Source organism: Pseudomonas sp. 1121_17 (assembly GCF_052850745.1).
Genome location: NZ_VXCX01000001.1, coordinates 773,910 through 794,309 on the forward strand (window position 1 = coordinate 773,910; position 20,400 = coordinate 794,309).

Below are 20,400 nucleotides of genomic sequence, written 5' to 3' on the forward strand. Positions count from 1 at the left end.
ACACTTCTGATGCGCGTCTTTTTGCGTATGCACTGGCGTGAAAATGACGCGCCTCGAAGCGGGTTCAGGGCTACCGGAGCCCGCTGTCAGCGGGCCAAACCTGCCGGCAAGAGGCTGAATATTTGCGATCCGTTGGAACTAACTACACTGGGGTATCTCTATCATGGCAGCGGTCGCTTCAGGCTGGGCATTGTAAGGTGCGCGCCGCCTGATTAGACTGCGCCGAATTTCGTACGCTAAGCCCTTGTTAAGGACGTATATGATCAAGAAATGCTTGTTCCCGGCAGCCGGCTACGGAACCCGCTTCCTGCCAGCTACCAAAGCCATGCCCAAGGAAATGCTGCCAGTGGTAAACAAGCCACTGATCCAGTATGGCGTCGAGGAGGCACTGGATGCCGGCCTGAGCGAGATCTCCATCGTGACCGGTCGTGGCAAGCGTGCGCTTGAAGACCACTTCGACATCAGCTACGAGTTGGAAAACCAGATCAAAGGCACCGACAAGGAAAAATACCTGGTCGGTATTCGCCGTCTGCTCGACGAGTGCTCGTTCTCGTACACCCGTCAGACCGAAATGAAAGGCCTGGGCCATGCCATCCTGACCGGCCAACCGCTGATCGGCGACGAGCCGTTTGCGGTCGTGCTGGCGGACGACCTGTGTGTCAACCTCGACGGCGACGGCGTGCTGCAGCAGATGGTCAAGCTGTACAACCAGTTCCGCTGCTCGATCGTTGCCATTCAGGAAGTCGATCCGCAGGAAACCAACAAGTACGGCGTTATCTCTGGCGAGATGATCCGTGACGACATCTACCGTGTTAACAGCATGGTCGAGAAACCAGCACCGGAAGATGCCCCGTCGAACCTGGCCATCATCGGCCGCTACATCTTGACCCCGGACATCTTCCAGAAGATCCGTGAAACCGAGCCAGGCAAAGGCGGCGAGATTCAGATCACCGACGCGCTGATGAAGCAGGCGCAGGAAGGCTGTGTGATTGCCTACAAGTTCAAGGGCAAGCGCTTTGACTGCGGTGGCGCCGAAGGTTACATCGAGGCGACCAACTTCTGCTTCGAGAACTTCTACAAGGCTGGCAAGGCTTACTAAGCCTGCAGGCTTGCAGCCCGTATGAAAAACAGCCACCCTCTTGGGTGGCTTTTTTGTGGAGTCTGGATTGTGACTTACGATTTTGATCTGTTCGTGATTGGTGCCGGTTCCGGCGGTGTGCGTGCCGCGCGATTCGCGGCGGGTTTTGGCGCCAAGGTCGCTGTGGCCGAGAGCCGCTACCTGGGCGGTACCTGTGTCAATGTGGGCTGCGTGCCGAAAAAGCTGATGGTGTATGCCGCCCACGTCGCTGACGAAATGGAGCAGGCTGCGGGCTTCGGCTGGACGCTGGAAGAGGGGCACTTCGACTGGGGTACGCTGATTGCCAACAAGAATCGCGAAATCGAGCGGCTCAATGGCATTTACCGCAACTTGCTGGTCAACAGTGGGGTGACCCTGCTTGAAGGCCATGCGCGACTGACGGGCGCCAATGAAGTCGAAATAGACGGTCAGCGCTACTCAGCCAAGCATATCCTCATCGCTACCGGCGGTTGGCCGCAGGTGCCGGACATCCCTGGCAAAGAGCTGGCGATCACATCCAACGAGGCGTTCTACCTCAAGCAGCTGCCCAAGCGCATTCTGGTTGTCGGCGGCGGCTACATCGCGGTCGAGTTTGCCGGCATTTTCCAAGGGCTTGGCAGCGCCACCAGCCTGCTTTATCGCGGCGACTTGTTCCTGCGCGGCTTCGACGGCTCGGTGCGCACTCATCTCAAGGACGAATTGGACAAGCGCGGCGTTGACCTGCAGTTCAATAGCGACATTCAACGGATCGATCAGCAGGCAGACGGCAGCCTCAAGGCCACCCTCAAGGATGGCCGTGAGCTGCTCACCGACTGCGTGTTCTACGCGACAGGCCGCCGGCCGATGCTGGACAACCTTGGCCTGGAACACACGGGTGTGGAACTCGACGAGCGTGGCTTCGTGCGTGTCGATGATCAGTACCAGACCACTGAGCCTTCTATTCTGGCGATTGGTGATGTCATCGGTCGAGTCCAGCTCACCCCTGTGGCTCTGGCTGAAGGCATGGCCGTTGCGCGGCGTCTGTTCAAACCGGAGCAGTACCGACCGGTGGATTACCGGAACATCCCCACCGCGGTGTTCAGTCAACCGCCGATTGGTACGGTTGGGCTGACCGAGGAGCAGGCCATTGAGGCGGGTCACAAGGTGCGAGTATTCGAAAGCCGCTTCCGAGCAATGAAGCTGACCCTCACCGAGATTCAGGAGAAGACCCTGATGAAGTTGGTGGTGGACGCCGATACCGACAAGGTGCTGGGTTGTCACATGGTCGGGCCAGACGCGGGAGAGATCATTCAAGGCCTGGGTATTGCGCTCAAGGCAGGCGCGACCAAGGCGCAATTCGACGAGACTATTGGCGTGCACCCTACAGCGGCCGAAGAGTTTGTAACCATGCGCACGGCAATGCGCTGATCCTGCTGGTGGGGTCAGGGGCCGACGCTAAGTTGCCTAGTTTCCTACGGTGTCCGGTGACTTAGCGCCTGTTGCAACTACCAGAGCCGACATCAAGTCAAGCACACCTTGCAGATACTGAGCCGGCACCCCAGCGGTGGTGCCGTCCAGGCAAAGGCCTGAATGCTTATTTGAATCAGCAAAGGTGAACATGAACATGGTATCGAAAGCCTCGCTTGCGGCTTGCTGCGCATTGCTTGTGGCAGCTACTTCCGCTAATGCAACGGATGGCGTGATCAGCTTTTCCGGGGAAGTGGTCGCGCCAACCTGTGTGATCAATGGAGGCAGCAATGACCTGCCTGTGCGTTTGCAGCCAGTCAACGCCTCTGCCCTGTCGCGTGCCGGCCGGATTGCCGGTAATACAAACTTCCAGTTGCGCCTGAGTGAATGCGCTCCAGGCATCGGTCGTGTATCCACCTATTTCGAGCCAGGCCCGACCATCAGTCCTGAGGGGCGCCTGATCACCGACGCCGGGGGGGCCCGCAACGTCCAGCTGCAACTGCTCAACAACGCCCGCGTTCCAATGAACCTGGCTGGCGCAGACGGCAGCCAGAACTCGCAGCTCGTTGCAATCAGCAATGGCGGCGCGCTCCTGCAGTATTCGGTCAATTACTATGCGACTGGCGCAGCCACGCCTGGCACTGTCAGCTCGCGCGTTCAGTACTCGCTGAACTACCTGTAAGTGCATTAGGCAGCTCTGTTCGGAGCTGCCTTCCAACCCTCAGCGAGTACTCCCCATGCAATCGTTCGTTCCCGCCCGCGTGTGCGGGCTGCTGCTGTGCGCCTGCGTGCTGCCCTCTCAGGCAAGTGCCAGTGTGGTGATTGCCACCACTCGGGTGATTTACCCGGCGCAGCAATCCGAGGTCACCGTAAGGCTCAGTAACGAAGGCAGCAGCCCTTCGCTGGTTCAGGCCTGGATCGATGACGGCCGCGCTCAAGCGGCCCTGGAGGATCTGGACGTGCCGTTCAGTCTATCGCCACCGTTGTTTCGCATCGACCCCAAAAAGGGCCAGAGTCTGCGCATTGCCAAGCTTGGCCAGGCACTGCCGGCAGACCGTGAGAGCTTGTACTGGCTGAATATCCTGGATGTACCGCCCAAGGCTGACGGAAACGTCTTGCAGGTGTCGCTACGCAGCCGGATCAAGCTGTTGTATCGGCCCGTGGGGCTGAGCGGCAGTGCCGCAGAGGCCTACCTCCAACTGACCTGGAAGCTGGTAAGCGATACCCAGGGTTGGGCCCTTGAGGCCTATAACCCGACCCCGTATTTCATTAACTTGAGCAGTCTCGACATGCTTCAGGGGGGAGGCGAGCTGCACGGCGAGCCCAGCCACGTGCCCCCATTGGCGAGTACTCGATTTGCCATCCCGGGCTTGCAGCCTGCGCCGGGCGCAACTGTCAAGGTCAGTTATGCGGCCATCGACGACTACGGCGCCTTGCGCGAGAGCGTTGGGCTAGCGCGCCCATGAAAAGCTGGATCACATCCTGCGGGTTGACCATCCTGGCCAGTTGCCTGGCCACCCGTCTGACCTTCGCGGTTGAATTCGAAGCGGGATTTCTGCGACCTGGCACCAGCCTTGATCTGCAGCGTTACGAGAACGACCAGAGCGTACCGGAGACCGAAGTGACCCTCGATATAACGCTCAACCAGCGCTGGCTGGGACGTCACTCGGTATTACTGCGGCGCCAGGCGCTCAACCTGCAAGCCAGCCCTTGTTACAGTGCCTCACTGCTGCAGGCGCTGGGCGTGGATAGGGGGCAACTGCCAGCAGGTGCAGTTGAGGCGCTGGCTGATACGAGCGCCTGCCTGAGCTTGCCGGCGTTGCAACTGTCAGCCAGTGAAGACTTGAACTTCGCCGAACTACGCCTGCACCTTGAGGTTGCTCAGCAGGCCTTGCTCAGGCAACCGCACGGTTATCTGCCGCCCAGTACGTGGGAGTCCGGTGTCACGGCGGGCTTTATCGACTATCGCCTGAACCTGTTCCAGCAACAGGATTTGCAGCAGCACAGCAGCAGTCGGCAAGGTTACCTTGGCGTGCGCGCCGGGGTGAATACCGGCGCCTGGTACTGGCGTCACGAAGGCAGCTGGCAAGCGACCAGTGATGGCCGTTCGCACTATCTACCTGCGGCGAGCTGGGTCAGGCGGGATATCCCCAGTTGGTCGGCGCAGTTCACTGCAGGGGACGGTCACAGTGCCGGCGATGTGTTCGAGACGAGTGCATTCCGAGGGCTTCAAGTCAGCAGCGATGAACGCATGTTGCCGCAGTCGATGCGGGGCTTTGCGCCGGTAGTACGTGGTGTAGCCAACAGCACTGCATTGCTGAGCATTCGCCAGGGCGGGGTGTTGCTGCATGAGTCGACCGTGCCGCCCGGGCCGTTCGAAATCGAGGATATGTATGCCAGTGGCATCAACCAGGATCTGCAGGTAAGCCTGCGCGAGGCTGATGGCAGTGTGCGCAGTTTCACCATACCCTACCAGGCCGCGCCGTTGGCACTGCGTCCTGGTGCGCATCGCTTCGAGCTCAACGGCGGCGTCTGGCGTGACGGTCAGGGCGACACGGGGCCCGGTTTCGTCCAAGGCAGCTGGCAGCAGGGGCTGAATAATCAGCTTAGCGCCCACGGTGGCGGCTGGCTGAGCGACGATTACCTGGCCAGCGCTGTGGGCGCGGCGATCAACAGCCATTTCGGCGCATTCGGCCTGACCGCTTACCTATCCCGTTCCGCGCCCCATCCCGGGCCGACGCTGCAAGGCCAAGCGCTGCGATGGAGCTGGCGCCATCGGTTCGAGTCCAGCGCCACCGATCTGGGTTTGAGTCTGACCCAGACTGACAGCGCGGGCTATCAAACCTTCAACGACTTTGCCTTCGCCCGCGCCGATGGCCGCAGCGATCAGGCCCGCTGGCGTGCCAGCGCCAGCCTCAATCAAGACCTCGGGCCTGGCGGCGGTCGGCTCAACTTCAGCGCCATCAGCAGCCAGCGCTGGTTGGGACAGGGCACTACTACCGGTTACAACCTGGGGTATCACAATGCTTACCGCGCGATGGGGTATGGCCTGAACCTGAGCCGTGAGCAGCGTGCCGATGGCCTTGCTGTCAACAGCCTGACGTTTACCGTCAGCGCCCCCCTCGGCGAGCGGCGGAGCGGTTCGATCAGCAGCGGCCTTAGTCTGGACAGCGAAGGCCAGTCGAGTGCCAGTCTGCGCTGGAGCGCCACCGCCGGTGAGGATGATCAATGGCGCTATGGTTTGGCCGCGGTACGCCAGGGTGGCGTTGACAACGCCACCGGGCTTGACGCCGACCTGCTGCGGCGCAGCGCTGCTGGCGAGCTCAGCGGCTCGCTGGCCAGCCGTCCGGGTCATCGACAGGCCGCGCTGGGCATTCGTGGTGCGCTGGTCGCCCATGCGGGTGGGGTGATCGCAGCGCCGGCGTTGGGCGAGAGCTTCGCCATCGTTCGCGCGCCCGGCGCTGCCTCGGCGCGGATTGCCCAGCACCCCTACATACGTCTGGACAGTCGCGGTTATGCCGTCACGCCGGCCCTGACGCCCTACAGCGTCAACACCGTCGAGCTCGACCCGCGAGGCATGACCGATCAAGTCGAGCTGCAATTGACTGCACAATCCCTGGTGCCGCGCGCTGGCGCCGTCGGCTATCTGGAGTTCGCCACTCGCAGCGGTCGCCCATGGATTCTCGAAGCCCGCCGCGAGTACGGCCAGGCGTTGCCTTTTGGCGCACAGGTGACCGATGTGCACGGCACTGAGCTGGGTCTGGTTGGCCAGGGCAGTCGCCTGCACCTGCGCAGTGATGATCAGCAGGCAACGCTGGATGTGACCTGGGGTAGCGCTGCCGGACAACGCTGCCGAATTGAGCAACGTACTGAGGTGCCTGCCCAAGCGTTGGTAGCTGTGTGCCTTGCCCACCCTGAGGATCAAGCATGAAGTGTTCGTTCGGCCTACTCATGATCAGCCTGGTCATCACGCCGTTGGCAACCGCCGAATGCCGGTTGGGCTCGGGGCAGCAGCCGGCGCGCCTGGCGCTGGCATTACCGGCGCAGTTGCAACTGCCGGCGGCGGCTGGCATTGGTCAGGTGCTGTTCAGCAAGCAGGTGAATGGCCCGTCACTACAGGTAAGCTGCAGCCAGCCAGCACCGTTGCGCGAGGGCTGGTTGCACGCGCCAGGTGCAGGAAATGCTCAGCCCGGTCTGCTGTCGACCAGTATTGCCGGCATCAGCGTGAGGTTACGACCGCTGCCAGGCGAACGCAGCGGCCTGACCTGGCCGATGAGCGAGCGGATGCTGCCGGCAGGTGAGCACCGCTTCGACAGCGGTTATGAGCTCGCGCTGATCAAGACCGGCCCGATCAGCGCCGGTGAACTACGGCTGCCAGCGGTTGCGGCCGAGGCTTATGCGGGCTCGCAGCTGATTCAGCGTCTTGGTCTGACACCGGCGGTGATCAGCGTGGGCGTGCAGCAGCCGACCTGCCATCTGGAGGGGTCAAGCCGGGACACTCAGGTCAACCTCAGCGTCCAGTCCTGGAGCCGTTTCCGGGGCCTTGGCAGCCAGTCGGCGGCTGTCGACTTCGAGTTGCGGTTGCGCTGCCAGCCGAGCACAAATGGCCGGTCAGTGCAGGTGCTTGCGCAGTTCGAAGATGCCAGCGGTGGTGGCGCAACTGATCACCTGCAACTTGCCGGCGAATCAAGTGCTGCGGGCCTGGGGGTGCGTCTGATGCGCAGTGATGGCGGCTTGCTGCAGTTGGGCACCACTCGGCATAACTTGGCCAGAGTGCGATCTGGGGACGACTTTGTGCGGATAGGCCTGCGTGCGGCGTATGTGCAGATTGCGCAGAGCGTTCGGCCGGGAGTGGCCAAGGCGCGTGCCACTGTGCTGCTTTCCTATGAATGAAAGGATCTACCGGAGTGAGCCGCTTATAGCCAAAACCAATCAGCAGCATGAGCTTTGCCAATGAGCCATCGCCGGTTTAGGTGGTTAGTATTCTCCCCGTCAACCACTTCTTAATCCCATGACGGAGCTTCTCTCATGCCTATCATCAACAGCCAGGTCAAACCGTTCAACGCTACTGCCTTCCACAACGGCGAATTCGTTCAGGTCAGCGAAGCCGACCTGAAAGGCAAGTGGGCTGTCGTGTTCTTCTACCCAGCCGACTTCACCTTCGTCTGCCCGACCGAACTGGGCGACCTGGCCGACAACTACGCCGAGTTCCAGAAGCTGGGCGTGGAAATCTACGGTGTGTCGACCGACACCCACTTCACCCACAAAGCCTGGCATGACACTTCGGAAACCATCGGCAAAATCAAGTACCCGCTGATCGGTGACCCGACCCACGTCATTTCGCGCAACTTCGACGTGCTGATCGAAGAAGCTGGCATGGCTGATCGCGGTACCTTCGTGATCAACCCAGAAGGCCAGATCAAGATCGTCGAAATCAACGACGGTGGTGTCGGCCGTGACGCCAGCGAGCTGCTGCGCAAGGTCAAGGCTGCCCAATACGTTGCCGCTCACCCAGGCGAAGTCTGCCCGGCCAAGTGGAAAGAAGGCGAAGCCACCCTGGCACCATCGCTGGACCTGGTTGGCAAGATCTAAGATCGTGCGCCAGTCGCGGGCGGTGAACAGCCGCCATAGCTGAAGTCATCACCGCCCTGCCAAACGCCCGGGCACTTTTGCCTGGGCGTTTTTGTTTACCCTGATTGCTCAAGGAATCGCCCGTATGTTGGACGCCACGCTTAAATCGCAACTGAAAACCTACCTGGAGCGGGTCACCCAGCCGATCGAGATCGTAGCCTCCCTCGACGACGGTGCGAAGTCCCGCGAAATGCACGACCTGCTGGTGGAGATCACCGGCCTGTCGGACCTGATTACCCTGAACAAGGACGGCAGCGACGCGCGCCGGCCCTCGTTCTCGCTGAACCGCCCGGGTGCTGATATCAGCCTGCGCTTTGCCGGCATTCCCATGGGCCACGAATTCACGTCTCTGGTGCTGGCGCTGCTGCAGGTCGGCGGCCACCCATCCAAGGCCAGTGCCGAAGTGATCGAGCAGATCCAGGCATTGCAAGGCGACTTCACTTTTGAAACCTACTTCTCGCTGTCGTGCCAGAACTGCCCGGACGTAGTCCAGGCGTTGAACCTGATGGCGGTGCTCAACCCCAATGTGAAACACGTGGCCATCGATGGCGCGCTGTTCCAGGACGAGGTTGAAGCACGCAAGGTCATGGCCGTGCCGAGTATCTATCTCAACGGCGAAGTGTTTGGCCAGGGCCGCATGGGCCTGGAAGAGATTCTTGGCAAGATCGACACCAGCTCCGGCACTCGCCAGGCCGAGAAGATCAACGCCAAAGACGCTTTCGATGTGCTGGTGGTGGGCGGTGGCCCAGCCGGCGCCGCAGCTGCAATCTATGCTGCGCGCAAAGGCATCCGTACCGGCGTTGCCGCCGAGCGTTTCGGCGGCCAGGTGCTCGACACCATGGCGATCGAGAACTTCATCTCGGTGCAGGAAACCGAAGGGCCAAAACTGGCCTCGGCGCTGGAAGAGCACGTCAAACAGTACGACGTCGACATCATGAACCTGCAGCGCGGTGAGGCATTGATCCCGGCTGCTGCTGGCGGCCTGCACGAAGTGCGGCTGGCCAGCGGCGCTTCGCTCAAGGCCAAGACCGTGATCCTTGCGACCGGTGCACGCTGGCGCGAGATGAACGTGCCTGGCGAGCAGCAGTACCGCGCCCGCGGTGTTGCCTACTGCCCGCACTGCGATGGCCCGCTGTTCAAGGGCAAGCGCGTGGCGGTGATCGGTGGCGGCAACTCAGGTGTGGAAGCGGCCATCGACCTCGCCGGTATCGTCGCTCAGGTGACATTGATCGAGTTCGACAGCCAGCTGCGTGCCGATGCGGTATTGCAGCGCAAACTGCACAGCCTGGCCAACGTCAAGGCGATCACCAGTGCGCTGACCACCGAAGTGTTGGGAGATGGCGAAAAGGTCAACGGCCTGCGCTACAAGGACCGCAACAGCGATGAGCTGCATGACATCGCGCTGGAAGGGATCTTTGTACAGATCGGCCTGCTGCCCAACACCGATTGGCTAAAAGGCACGGTCGAGCTGTCGCCGCGTGGCGAGATCATCGTCGACGCCAAGGGCCAGACCAACATCCCTGGTGTGTTCGCTGCCGGGGACGTCACCACCGTGCCGTACAAGCAGATCGTGATTGCGGTGGGCGAGGGTGCCAAGGCCTCGCTGTCCGCCTTCGATCACCTGATCCGCAGCTCGGCGCCGGCCTGACGTAGACGCCTGCTGCGCTGGCTGGGTTCAGCCTTCCAGCAGGGCCAGGCGTTCTTCCAGTGCTGCAATTCGTGCCTCCAGCGCGCTGATACGTTCTTCAGCGATGCTGGGGGCCGAGCTGCGTTCAGCGCCGCCTTGCTGGCGCGCCGCAAGAATAGCCTCGATCTCTGCCGGATCACCCAGCGCGTGGGTATAGCGGTCTTCCCGCTGCCCAGCCTGGCGCGGCAGGTGTACCGCCAGCTCACGTGAAATCAAGCGCTCGAGCTGATGCTGGACCTGTTGGTCATCCTCGAACTCATGCAAGCGGTTGCTGCGGGTCAACAACTCGTTGATCGTCTGCGGCCCGCGCAAAAACATCAAACCCATCAGCACCAGCTGCGCGGGCACCAGTTCCAGCGCCTTGTCTACGCGTTGCTCCCAGCGGTCAGCGCGGCTGCCCATCTGCAGTTTGGTAAAACCACGCCCTTCGAGCGCTCGCAGCGCCTGGCCAACCTGGCCCTGAGAGAGATTCATCACCGGTTCGCGGCTGGTCTTCTGGTTACAGGCGACCACCAGCGCGTTGAGGGTCAAGGGGTAGGTTTCAGGGCTGGTGGCCTGCTTTTCGATCAGCGAGCCGAGGATGCGGATCTCGGTGCTGTTGAAGCGGCCTTCACTGGCGTTGTGTTGTTCTGACATGGCCCTGTCTCGTTGCGAGGAAAGGCCACTAGCCTAGGTAAAGCGGCGCCGTTAAGCAATTGCCAGCGGCGCCGCCTTATCACTCAGGCTGCGCGTCGCTCCCGGGCCTTACAGGCGGCGGCGGTGAAGATCACATCAGTCGAAGAATTCAGCGCTGTTTCAGCCGAGTCCTGCAGCACACCGATGATGAAACCGACGGCGACCACCTGCATGGCGATTTCACTGGGAATGCCGAACAGGCTGCACGCCAATGGGATCAGCAACAGAGAACCACCGGCCACGCCCGATGCGCCGCAGGCACACACCGCAGCCACTACGCTGAGGAGTACGGCAGTGGGCAGATCGACACTGATGCCCAGGGTATGCACGGCCGCCAGAGTCAGTACGGTAATCGTGATTGCCGCACCGGCCATGTTGATGGTTGCGCCCAGCGGGATCGAGACCGAGTAGGTGTCCTCATGCAGGCCGAGTTTCTTCGCCAGTGTCAGGTTGACCGGGATGTTGGCGGCCGAGCTGCGGGTGAAGAACGCCGTGATGCCGCTCTCGCGCAGGCACATCAGCACCAGCGGGTAGGGGTTGCGGCGGATCTTCCAGAACACGATCAGCGGGTTCATCACCAGTGCGACAAACAGCATGCAGCCGATCAATACCGCCAGCAGGTGCAGGTAGCCAAGCAGGGCGCTCAGCCCCGATTGAGCCAGGGTCGCTGCGACCAGACCGAAGATCCCCAGCGGCGCAAAACGAATGACCACGCGCACGATATAAGTCACCGCATTGGACAGGTCGTCGACTACGGTGCGGGTGGCCTCGCTGGCATGGCGCAGGGCGATCCCCAGGCCGATGGCCCAGGTCAGCACGCCGACGAAGTTGGCGTTGAGCAGCGCCGCTACCGGATTATCGACAGCGCTGAGCAGCAGGTTCTGCAGCACTTCGGTGATACCGCCCGGAGCACTCAGCGACGCCTCACTGGCGCTGAGCAGCAGGGTCGAGGGGAACAGCATGCTGGCGATCACGGCGACCACGGCTGCGCCAAAGGTGCCCAGCAGGTACAGCCACAGGATCGAGCGGATATGGATTTGCTGGCCGTGCTTGTGGTTGGCGATCGAGGCCATCACCAGCACGAACACCAGGACGGGCGCTACCGCCTTGAGCGCACTGACGAAAACCTTGCCGAGAAACGCCAGGTCCAGCGCCACGGCAGGCGCAAGCAAGGCCAGGGCGATGCCGGCGATCAGGCCGATGACGATCTGGGTAACCAGGCTGGTGCGGGTGAGCAGGCGAAGAACAGGCAGCATGTGCAGCGAATCTCAGGGATTTGGACGGGCGCGACTGTACCATAGACCAGCGTTCCCGGCCGCTGCTTACCAGTGGAACAACTCTTTGCGCGCACCCTCGGTAATCGCGACGATCCCCGGGTGCTTGACCTTGCGCTCTACCGAGATCGCATAGAACGACTCGTTGACCGCCTCGGTATGGCCGATCAGCACCACTGCATATTGGCGGCACACCTCATCGGCAATCACGCTGGGCGCAACGAAAATGCCGCTGCCGGACTGACCGAAGGCCTGCATCAAGGCACTGTCATCGAACTCACCGACGATCCGCGGCTGCACCTGCTGCTCGGACAGCCAGCGCAGTAAACGGCTGCGTACAACTGTCTCCTGACCCGGGATCAGCAACGGCGCATCATTCAGGCAGGCCGGAAATGCACCCGAGTATTCTGCCGCCAGAGCTGGGGTGGCAAAAAAGCTCAAGCCGCATTCGCCGAGTTTCTGGCTGTAGCCTTTGATATCCAGATGGCTGGGCATGGGGCTGTCGGAAATCACCAGGTCCAGACGCTGGATGGCCAGGTCGGCCAGCAGCCGCTCGAGTTTGTCTTCCCGGCAATTGATGCGCAGGGCGCCGTCCAGCTCCATGGTCGGGGCCAGCAAGCGATAAACGATGGACTTGGGGACCACATCTGCAACGCCGACGCGGAACAGGATCTGCTCCTGCGGCCCGGCGCGCAGCATGGTCTCGAGCTCGCTGCCGATCTGGAACATCTGTTCGGCGTAGACCAGTGTCTGCCTGCCGCTCTCGGTCAGCTCAAGCTGACGCCCGACACGCTGGAACAATTCCAGACCATGGGTCTGCTCGAACAGGCTGATCTGCCCACTGATGGTTTGCGGCGTCAGATTCAGCTGCTCACTGGCGCGGGCAATACTGCCGGTGCGTGCGACTACCCAAAAATAATGCAGCTGCCGGTAATTGAGCATGGTTGTTTCCGGATTCGTAAAAAACGAAGTATAGCCGCTAAAAAAACGAATTTTCCGGATGTTTCCGCTTCATTAGAATGCCTTTCATCAGGCGCCACGCGCGCTGCCCAGACATGACAAGTGAGGATCCTATGCTACAACTGAAATCCATCGGTACCCCGTTGGTGCTTGCGCTGGCGCTGTTCAGCCTGGCCGGGTGCGATCAGGCTGAGAAATCTGCCCAGCAGGTGCTCGATCAGGCGGCGCAGTCTGCCAAGCAGGCCATCGACAAGACCAATGAAGCCGCTCAGCAAGCGTTGAATGACGTCATTGGCGGCGAGGGTGAGAAATCGGCCAAGCCTGCCGATGGCGAAGGCAAGACCCAGGACATCTGATCCACAGCTGCGAACACAGCCCTAACATAGCCAGAAACAGGATTGATTCATGGAATATTTGCTGGAACTCGCCGCAAGCCCGACCGCCTGGGTAGCTTTGGCCACATTGGTGGCAATGGAAGTTGTGCTCGGTATCGACAACCTGATCTTCATCTCGATCCTGACCAACAAGCTGCCTGTCGAGTACCGCTCCAAGGCGCGCCGGATTGGTATCAGCATGGCGTTGATCATGCGCCTGGCGTTGCTCAGCACCGTGGCCTGGATCGTTCAGTTGACCGATCCGGTAATCGAGATCTTTGGCAATGCGTTCTCCTGGAAGGACATGATCCTGATCGCCGGTGGCCTGTTCCTGCTGTGGAAGGCAACCAAAGAGATCCACGAGAGTGTCGATCCGCACGGTGCCAAGCATGAGGCCACGGTCTCGTCCACCGTGACCCTGGGCTTCGCCGCGGCGATATTCCAGATTCTGCTGCTGGACATCGTATTCTCGGTCGACAGCATCATCACCGCAGTTGGCATGACCGAGCACCTGCCGATCATGATCATCGCTGTAGTGGCAGCTGTTATCGTGATGATGGTGGCGGCCGATCCGCTTGCCAACTTCATCAACGACAACCCGACCGTCGTGATGCTGGCCTTGGGCTTCCTGATCATGATCGGCATGACCCTGATCGCCGAAGGTTTCGGTGCCCATGTGCCTAAAGGTTATGTATATGCAGCGATGGCGTTCTCGACTGCGATCGAGATGCTCAACATCTTTGCCCGCCGCGCTCGCCTCAAGCGTGAGGCGGCACAGGAGTGAGGTGCGCGGGGCGCTTGGCGCCCCATCGCAATAGCATTTTCATCAAGCGACCGCGTATGTCTTCAAGCTGCGCGGTTTTTTGTTTTGCGCTGACGCGATGTCAGTGCGCTGCAGCGGGCTGACGAGCGCGTTGCACGGGCAAGGGCTTGGCCTGAACCGGCAGTGGATGATGTGAATGCCTGCGGACAATCCGCAGAACCCCCCATAACATGGCAGCGGCCACACTCAGCCACATACCTACCAACAGCAGAATTCCCATAGTCAGGCTCATGTGTGCCTCCTTCTCTCGGGCTTGCCCCAGGCTTACCTTCCAGACACTTACTTAGTCTAGCGTTACCTTCATGACGTTCAATTGAGCTTAGGTCGAACCCTTGGTCCGATTTGTTACTAGCCTGCGTCGGGCTATTCCTGCGCGCGCGTCCGCCCTATGATCAGAGACCATCGCCGGATGCCAGCCCGGCTTCAGACAAGTGAGTGTCCATGTTGCAAGCTTCCCGCAAGTCGTTGCTCAACCCTTCACAGCGCCTGCTCGCTGCATGCCTGCTGGCGGCCAGTCTGGTTGGCTGCGCCGGCGCGCCTCCAGCGAATGTAAAAGGCTTGCCGCAGCGGGTCGAGATCAGCAGCGTGCCGTTCTTCCGCGGCAACGCCAATCACAGCGGCGCCATGGCGCTGGCGGTCATGCTCTCGCAGCAAGGCATTCGGATCACCCCGGGCTTGCTCGACAAGCCGCTGAAGCTGCCTGAAGCAGCCGAAGCGCTGGAAACATCGATCCCGCCTGTGGCGCGTGATTACGGCATGCTGGTGTATCCGCTGGACAAGCGTCTGGATGCATTGCTCGCCCAGGTGGCGGCGGGCAACCCGGTGCTGCTGCGTTATCAAGAGGGTTCGGCGTGGTGGAGTGAGCCGCGCTATGCGGTACTGGTCGGCTATGACAGCTACAAGCAGCGGGTGCTGCTGCGCGCAGGCATGCAGCGGCGGCAGATGATGTCGTTCGACGCTTTTGCCAAGGCGTGGGCGGAGCAGGGCAGTTGGGCAGTGTTGATTCAGTCACCGCAGCAACTGCCTGCACAGGTTGATCGCCAGCGCTGGTTGCGAGGCGCCGATGAACTTGCCCGGGCAGGGCAGGAAATGGCGGCCAGGCAAGCCGTCAGCAGCCTCGGCCAGCCCTGAACGCAAACGGCCGGCGCTGATGGCCGGCCGTCTTCATTCGCTATGGCTCAGAAGCCCAGGCGATCGCGCAGGCTGTAATACCACGCACCCATGGCGCTGAACGGTACCCGCAGCAGTTGGCCACCCGGGAACGGGTAGTGCGGCAGGCCGGCGAATGCGTCAAAGCGTTCGGCCTGGCCGCGCAGCGCTTCGGCCAGGACTTTGCCCGCCAGGTGGGTGTAGGTCACGCCGTGGCCGGAGCAGCCTTGCGAGTAGTAGATGTTGTCGCCGATGCGGCCGACCTGAGGCAGACGCGACAGCGTCAGCAGGAAGTTGCCGGTCCAGGCGTAGTCGATCTTGACGTCCTTGAGCTGCGGGAATGCCTTGAGCATCTTCGGCCGGATGATCGCTTCGATGTTGGCCGGGTCGCGTGCGCCGTAGACCACCCCGCCGCCGAAGATCAGGCGCTTGTCGCCGGTCAGGCGGTAGTAGTCGAGCAGGTAGTTGCAGTCCTCGACGCAGTAGTCCTGCGGCAGCAGGGTACGAGCCAACTCATCGCTGAGTGGCTCGGTGGTGATCACCTGAGTGCCGCATGGCATCGACTTCGAGGCCAGCTCCGGCACCAGGTTACCCAGATAAGCGTTGCCGGCAACGATGATGTACTTGGCGCGGATCTTACCCTGCGGGGTGTGCACGACCGGGTTGGCGCCGCGCTCGATGCGTATGGCTGGGGTCTGTTCATAGATCACGCCGCCCAGCGACTCGACCGCAGCCGCTTCGCCCAAGGCCAGGTTGAGCGGGTGAATATGGCCGCCGCTCATGTCGAGCATGCCGCCTATATAGCTGTCGCACGCGACCACTTCACGGATGCGCTTCTGGTCCATCAGCTCCAGTTGGGTGTGGCCATAGCGTTCCCACAGGCGTTTTTGCGATTCCAGGTGGGCCATCTGCTTGGGCGTGATGGCCGCGAATACGCCGCCGTCCTTGAGGTCGCACTGGATGTTGTACTTGGCTACGCGCTCGCGGATGATACGCCCGCCTTCGAAGGCCATCGCGCCCAGCAATTGTGCTTCGCGCGGGCCAACAGTGCGTTCGATCACGTCGATGTCACGGCTGTAGCTGTTGACGATCTGGCCACCGTTGCGGCCGGATGCACCAAAGCCAACCTTGGCCGCTTCGACGACGGTGACCTTGAAGCCGTTCTCCAGCAGGAACAGTGCGCTGGACAGGCCGGTATAGCCCGCACCAATTACGCAGATGTCGGTTTCCACCTCACCCTGCAGCGCCGGACGTGGCGGCACCGGGTTGGCCGAGGCGGCGTAGTAGGACTGTGGGTAGGGGGTATTAGCCATGCTCGAGAGACCTCGTGTTTTATATTTTTAACGAATGTACCGATGCTATCAATAATAATAAACACCCGCTAGTCGTACGGTGAAAATCCTTTACGCAGCGGTGGCGCGTGACTATTAGTAAATATTTTTATGATTCAGTGGCTTAGCGTGGAAAAAACAGTTGACAGGGTTTTTGGATTCCGTAGAATGCGCCCCACGACAGGCACATAGCTCAGTTGGTTAGAGCACCACCTTGACATGGTGGGGGTCGTTGGTTCGAGTCCAATTGTGCCTACCAAATCGAAAAGGGGTGATCCGCAAGGGTCACCCTTTTTTCATTTACGCTGCTGTTGGTTGCTGAGACTGGTGGGGCGACCACAGTCTCAGGGGCGTGCACCAGAGTGCGCCGCTCGGTGGCGCAAAGGTTTTGATTTTCTTCAAAAAAAAGCTTTACAGGGGTGCGCTTCACTCGTAATATGCGCCCCACGACAGGCACATAGCTCAGTTGGTTAGAGCACCACCTTGACATGGTGGGGGTCGTTGGTTCGAGTCCAATTGTGCCTACCAAACTTGAAGAGGGTGATCCGAAAGGGTCGCCCTTTTTGCATTTGTTTCGCGCCTGAAACACCCTGCGGCAGCCTGCCCATCGGCGCTAGCCAGCCATCATGGTAGAATCCGCGCCTTCGATTCTGGAGTTAGACGCGTGCGTAAACTTGCGGTGGTAACAGCGATGCTGGCCTTGGCGGGCTGCAACAATGAAGTGGATGGCGTGCACAAACAGGTGGCCGAACACCTGAGTAATCCCAAGACCGCCAAATTCGCCAACGTGCGCTTCGATACCGATGGCTCGATCTGCGGTCAATTCCGTGGCAAGGACGCTGACGGCAAATTCGAGGCTTACCGCAGCTACGTTGCTATCAAGCGGGATGGCCAGTACCAGATCATCGTCGACGAAACCGGCGACGACCTGCGCATCCGCGAGATCTGTGGAGGGGCCGAGCTGCAGCGTCGCGCCGAAGCCCTGGCCGATCAGCCGGCGCCAGAGGGCTGGGATGTCGAGGTGGTGCAGGGGCCGAACATGGGGGCTCTGAGCGACATGACTGCGCGCCTTATAGAAAAGGGTATTCCCTCTTCAGTCGAGTACCGTGATGGCAAGCCGGTGGTGCTGCTGGGTCCATTCCCGACCAAAGAAGAGGCGCAGGCGCGCAAGGCCGATGTGATGGCGCGTCAAGGCACTGACTCTGTGGTGATCCAGCATGGCGCCCAGCGCTGATAAGTGACTGATGAGGCAGGCGGGCTGTGCCTGAACGCGATCGTTGGCTATGCTTGGCTAAGCGGGCGCTGAACAGGGAGAGGTCGCATGTCTACATTGGAACGGGCCATCGCTGTAGCCGCAAAAGCCCACGAGGGGCAGTACGACAAGGGTGGGGCCGCCTACATTCTTCATCCGCTGCGGGTAATGATGCGAGTGTCCACACCTGAGCAGCGGATTGTCGCCGTGCTCCACGATGTACTCGAAGACACGCCCCTGACGGTATCGGACCTCGCTCTTGAGGGTTTCCCGCTGAAAATCCTCGCCGCCTTGCTCTCGCTGAGTCGACGTCCTGGCGAGAGCTATGAGGCGTTTGTGATTCGGGCCGGCGCTGACCCTCTGGCACGAGAGGTCAAGCTGGCTGATCTGGCCGATAACAGTGACCTCAGTCGCATTGCCTGCCCAGGTCCCGCTGACCTTGCCCGGCTCAGCCGCTATCAACATGCCAGTGCCTATCTGCAAGCCTTGACTTGAACGCTCGCCTCGGTTGCGCTGTCTACCCTATAGCACATTTACCCGCTTGGTCGGTAATATGCCCGACCTTGAAGCTCGGTAACTCAAGAGGTAGCAATGGATCGAGAAGGCCCTGCGGAGCGGGTCGAAGCGATGGTCAGGCCCGACCGTCTTCAGGTTTTCCCGACTGATGCCTCGGAGCGTCTGCAACTGGCTCTCGATGCTGGCGCCATCATTGGTACCTGGCTTTGGGATATTCGTAATGACTGCGTGACGGCGGATGAGCGCTTCGCCCGCTCATTCGGGCTGTGTGCAGAACGCTGCACCAGTGGTATTCCGATCTCCGAGGCGTTTGCCTCCATCCACGAGCAAGACCGCGAACGGGTTGGCCGTGACATCGAACAGGCCATGGCTCGCGGTGGGCGCTTTCGCTGTGAATATCGTGTTCTCCATGAGGACGGCTGCTATCGCTGGGTAGAGGCCAATGGTCGCGCCGAGCTCGATGAACAGGGCATGGCTGTGCGCTTTCCAGGCGTGCTGATGGACATTGAGGGACGGCGTGTTGCCGAAACTGAGCGCGATCGCGCAAACGCCTTGTTGCGCACGTTCACGGCGGCAGTTCCTGGCGTGGTGTATGCCAAGGACCGCCAGGGACGGATGCTGGTCGCCAACCACGGCACTACGCAGCTGATCGGCAAGCCCCCCGAGGTTTACCTGGGCAAGACCGACCTGGAATTCCTTGAAGACGAAGCGCAGGCGCGCCAGGTCATGGCGAACGACCAGCGCATCATGGACAGCGGTCAGGCTGAGCAGATCGAAGAGCGGGTCGACATGCCGGACGGTTCTGTAGCCGTTTGGCTGTCGGTGAAGGCGCCGTTGCTGAGCGACGCCGGTGAGGTGATCGGTTTGATCGGCTCCTCGATGGATGTCACCGCGCGAAAGAACGCCGAATCCGCCTTGCTCGAGCTAAATCGTACGTTGGAAGTCCGCATCAGCGTCGCCGTTGCCGAGCGCGAGGCAGCTCAGGCTGCGCTGCGTCAGGCACAGAAGATGGAGGCTGTGGGCCAACTGACCGGGGGCATCGCTCACGATTTCAACAATCTCCTGGCCGGCATCAGCGGTAGCCTCGACTTGATCAGGCTGCGTTTGAATCAGGGGCGCACGGCAGACCTGGAGCGTTATCTGGGCGTTGCTCATGGTGCCGCTCAGCGCGCCGCTGCCCTTACCCATCGCCTGCTCGCATTCTCCCGTCGGCAGACGCTGGTGCCGGTCGAGACGGATGTGCATGCCTTGATTGGCGGCATGGAGGAGCTGATCCGGCGTACGGTCGGGCCGGCAATCAGCCTGAAGGTGGAGTTGGCAGCCCAGGCCAGTGCTTGTCTGGTCGACCCGGCGCAGGTTGAAAACGCCTTGCTTAATCTGTGTATCAATTCGCGCGATGCCATGCCGGGTGGCGGCAGGATTCTGATAAGCACTCGCGACCAGCGGCTGACGACTGGGCCCGAGCTTGATCCAGAGTTGAGCCCCGGCAACTACCTGAGCATTTGCGTGGCGGACAGTGGTAGCGGCATGAGCGCCGAAGTGCTCGGCAAGGCCTTCGAGCCGTTCTTCACCACCAAACCGGTTGGCGCCGGTACCGGGCTTGGCTTGTCGATGATCTATGGTTTTGCCAAGCAATCCGGTGGTCAGGTGAGGATCGAGTCAGAACCGGGCAGAGGCACGCGGGTGCTGCTGCAGTTGCCGGGCCACGCCGCTGCGCTGGACGCCCCGCAGGCGCAACCTGGCGGGTGTGCCGAGCCCACGGCCGCAGCTGGCGAAACGGTTTTGGTGGTCGATGACGAGTCCTCCGTGCGCATGTTTGTCAGCGAAACCCTGGGCAGTTACGGCTATGTGGTGATCGAGGCGGCTGACAGCCTGGCAGGGTTGCAACTGCTGCGTTCGGACATCCGCATTGATCTGCTGGTGACCGACATCGGTTTACCCGGTGGGCTTGACGGGCGGCAGATGGCGGAGGCGGGCAGGCAGTCGAGGCCTGACCTGCCGGTGTTGCTGATGACGGGCTATGCGCAACCTGAAGTGCTCGATCGCCAGCCGCTGGAGTCGACCATGGCGATACTGACCAAGCCATTTACCCTCGAGGCACTGACCTCGCAGGTCAATGCTTTGCTCAGGCCGCAAGCGGACGATGCTACCGCCAAGGCTTGAGT

Annotated in this window: 18 protein-coding genes and 2 tRNA genes; 16 read left to right on the plus strand and 4 right to left on the minus strand. The window is 61.1% G+C overall.

Features of this window, described 5'->3' with window-relative positions; all coding sequences use genetic code 11:
- Positions 1-259 precede the first annotated feature (259 nt).
- The 8 genes from galU to ahpF all read left to right on the plus strand — a co-directional run bounded on the left by galU (position 260) and on the right by ahpF (position 9,842).
- Positions 260-1,099 carry a UTP--glucose-1-phosphate uridylyltransferase GalU gene (gene galU, locus FW789_RS03765; protein WP_101320675.1) on the plus strand — a complete coding sequence of 280 codons (840 nt, stop codon included), beginning with the start codon at positions 260-262 and terminating at the stop codon, positions 1,097-1,099.
- Positions 1,100-1,168: 69 nt separating this feature from the next.
- Entirely contained in the window at positions 1,169-2,524 is a 1,356-nt protein-coding gene (gene gorA, locus FW789_RS03770; protein ID WP_207073101.1) for a glutathione-disulfide reductase, read from the plus strand.
- Positions 2,525-2,795: 271 nt separating this feature from the next.
- The gene (locus FW789_RS03775) at positions 2,796-3,245 is read left to right on the plus strand and encodes a fimbrial protein (RefSeq protein ID WP_446430948.1); all 450 of its coding nucleotides are present in this window, start codon (positions 2,796-2,798) and stop codon (positions 3,243-3,245) included.
- A gap of 55 nt (positions 3,246-3,300) precedes the next feature.
- Entirely contained in the window at positions 3,301-4,029 is a 729-nt protein-coding gene (locus FW789_RS03780) for a fimbrial biogenesis chaperone (RefSeq protein ID WP_446430949.1), read from the plus strand.
- Positions 4,026-6,494, plus strand: coding sequence for a fimbria/pilus outer membrane usher protein (locus FW789_RS03785; protein WP_446430950.1), 2,469 nt, complete (start codon positions 4,026-4,028; stop codon positions 6,492-6,494). Before FW789_RS03780 ends, FW789_RS03785 begins: the two co-directional genes overlap by 4 nt.
- Positions 6,491-7,456, plus strand: coding sequence for a fimbrial protein (locus FW789_RS03790; RefSeq protein WP_446430951.1), 966 nt, complete (start codon positions 6,491-6,493; stop codon positions 7,454-7,456). The genes FW789_RS03785 and FW789_RS03790 overlap by 4 nt, the downstream gene beginning before the upstream one ends.
- Before the next feature lie 135 nt (positions 7,457-7,591).
- The gene (gene ahpC, locus FW789_RS03795) at positions 7,592-8,155 is read left to right on the plus strand and encodes an alkyl hydroperoxide reductase subunit C (RefSeq protein ID WP_101320669.1); all 564 of its coding nucleotides are present in this window, start codon (positions 7,592-7,594) and stop codon (positions 8,153-8,155) included.
- A gap of 124 nt (positions 8,156-8,279) precedes the next feature.
- The gene (gene ahpF / locus FW789_RS03800) at positions 8,280-9,842 is read left to right on the plus strand and encodes an alkyl hydroperoxide reductase subunit F (protein WP_446430952.1); all 1,563 of its coding nucleotides are present in this window, start codon (positions 8,280-8,282) and stop codon (positions 9,840-9,842) included.
- A 27-nt stretch (positions 9,843-9,869) separates the two neighbouring features.
- Here ahpF and FW789_RS03805 read toward each other — a convergent pair whose 3' ends face one another.
- The 3 genes from FW789_RS03805 to nhaR all read right to left on the minus strand — a co-directional run bounded on the left by FW789_RS03805 (position 9,870) and on the right by nhaR (position 12,772).
- Positions 9,870-10,517 (minus strand): YceH family protein, encoded by a 648-nt coding sequence (locus FW789_RS03805; protein ID WP_181106770.1) that lies wholly within the window; start codon positions 10,515-10,517, stop codon positions 9,870-9,872.
- Between the two features lie 83 nt (positions 10,518-10,600).
- Positions 10,601-11,812, minus strand: a complete 1,212-nt coding sequence (gene sstT, locus FW789_RS03810; protein ID WP_103437810.1) for a serine/threonine transporter SstT — start codon at positions 11,810-11,812, stop codon at positions 10,601-10,603.
- Positions 11,813-11,878: 66 nt separating this feature from the next.
- Positions 11,879-12,772 carry a transcriptional activator NhaR gene (nhaR, locus tag FW789_RS03815; protein WP_101320661.1) on the minus strand — a complete coding sequence of 298 codons (894 nt, stop codon included), beginning with the start codon at positions 12,770-12,772 and terminating at the stop codon, positions 11,879-11,881.
- 131 nt (positions 12,773-12,903) lie between these two features.
- Between nhaR and FW789_RS03820 the strand changes: the two genes are divergently transcribed.
- The 3 genes from FW789_RS03820 (at position 12,904) to FW789_RS03830 (ending at position 15,118) form a co-directional block, all read left to right on the plus strand.
- Positions 12,904-13,146, plus strand: coding sequence for a hypothetical protein (locus FW789_RS03820; protein WP_150568843.1), 243 nt, complete (start codon positions 12,904-12,906; stop codon positions 13,144-13,146).
- Between the two features lie 49 nt (positions 13,147-13,195).
- Positions 13,196-13,948: a TerC family protein gene (locus FW789_RS03825; RefSeq protein WP_101320657.1), complete on the plus strand. Its 753-nt coding sequence runs from the start codon at positions 13,196-13,198 to the stop codon at positions 13,946-13,948.
- Between the two features lie 480 nt (positions 13,949-14,428).
- The gene (locus FW789_RS03830) at positions 14,429-15,118 is read left to right on the plus strand and encodes a peptidase C39 family protein (RefSeq protein ID WP_446430953.1); all 690 of its coding nucleotides are present in this window, start codon (positions 14,429-14,431) and stop codon (positions 15,116-15,118) included.
- Positions 15,119-15,165: 47 nt separating this feature from the next.
- Here the strand turns inward: FW789_RS03830 and FW789_RS03835 are convergent, their stop codons facing one another.
- Positions 15,166-16,449, minus strand: coding sequence for an NAD(P)/FAD-dependent oxidoreductase (locus FW789_RS03835; RefSeq protein ID WP_103437807.1), 1,284 nt, complete (start codon positions 16,447-16,449; stop codon positions 15,166-15,168).
- A gap of 200 nt (positions 16,450-16,649) precedes the next feature.
- Between FW789_RS03835 and FW789_RS03840 the strand changes: the two genes are divergently transcribed.
- The 5 genes from FW789_RS03840 (at position 16,650) to FW789_RS03860 (ending at position 20,398) form a co-directional block, all read left to right on the plus strand.
- A tRNA-Val gene (locus tag FW789_RS03840) sits at positions 16,650-16,726 on the plus strand.
- A gap of 192 nt (positions 16,727-16,918) precedes the next feature.
- A tRNA-Val gene (locus tag FW789_RS03845) sits at positions 16,919-16,995 on the plus strand.
- A gap of 136 nt (positions 16,996-17,131) precedes the next feature.
- The gene (locus tag FW789_RS03850) at positions 17,132-17,701 is read left to right on the plus strand and encodes an SPOR domain-containing protein (RefSeq protein WP_103437806.1); all 570 of its coding nucleotides are present in this window, start codon (positions 17,132-17,134) and stop codon (positions 17,699-17,701) included.
- Positions 17,702-17,788: 87 nt separating this feature from the next.
- Complete coding sequence (locus FW789_RS03855; protein WP_103437805.1) at positions 17,789-18,214, plus strand: GTP pyrophosphokinase; 426 nt, start codon at positions 17,789-17,791, stop codon at positions 18,212-18,214.
- Positions 18,215-18,346: 132 nt separating this feature from the next.
- Positions 18,347-20,398, plus strand: a complete 2,052-nt coding sequence (locus FW789_RS03860) for a PAS domain-containing protein (protein WP_446431056.1) — start codon at positions 18,347-18,349, stop codon at positions 20,396-20,398.
- The last annotated feature ends 2 nt before the right edge of the window (positions 20,399-20,400 follow it).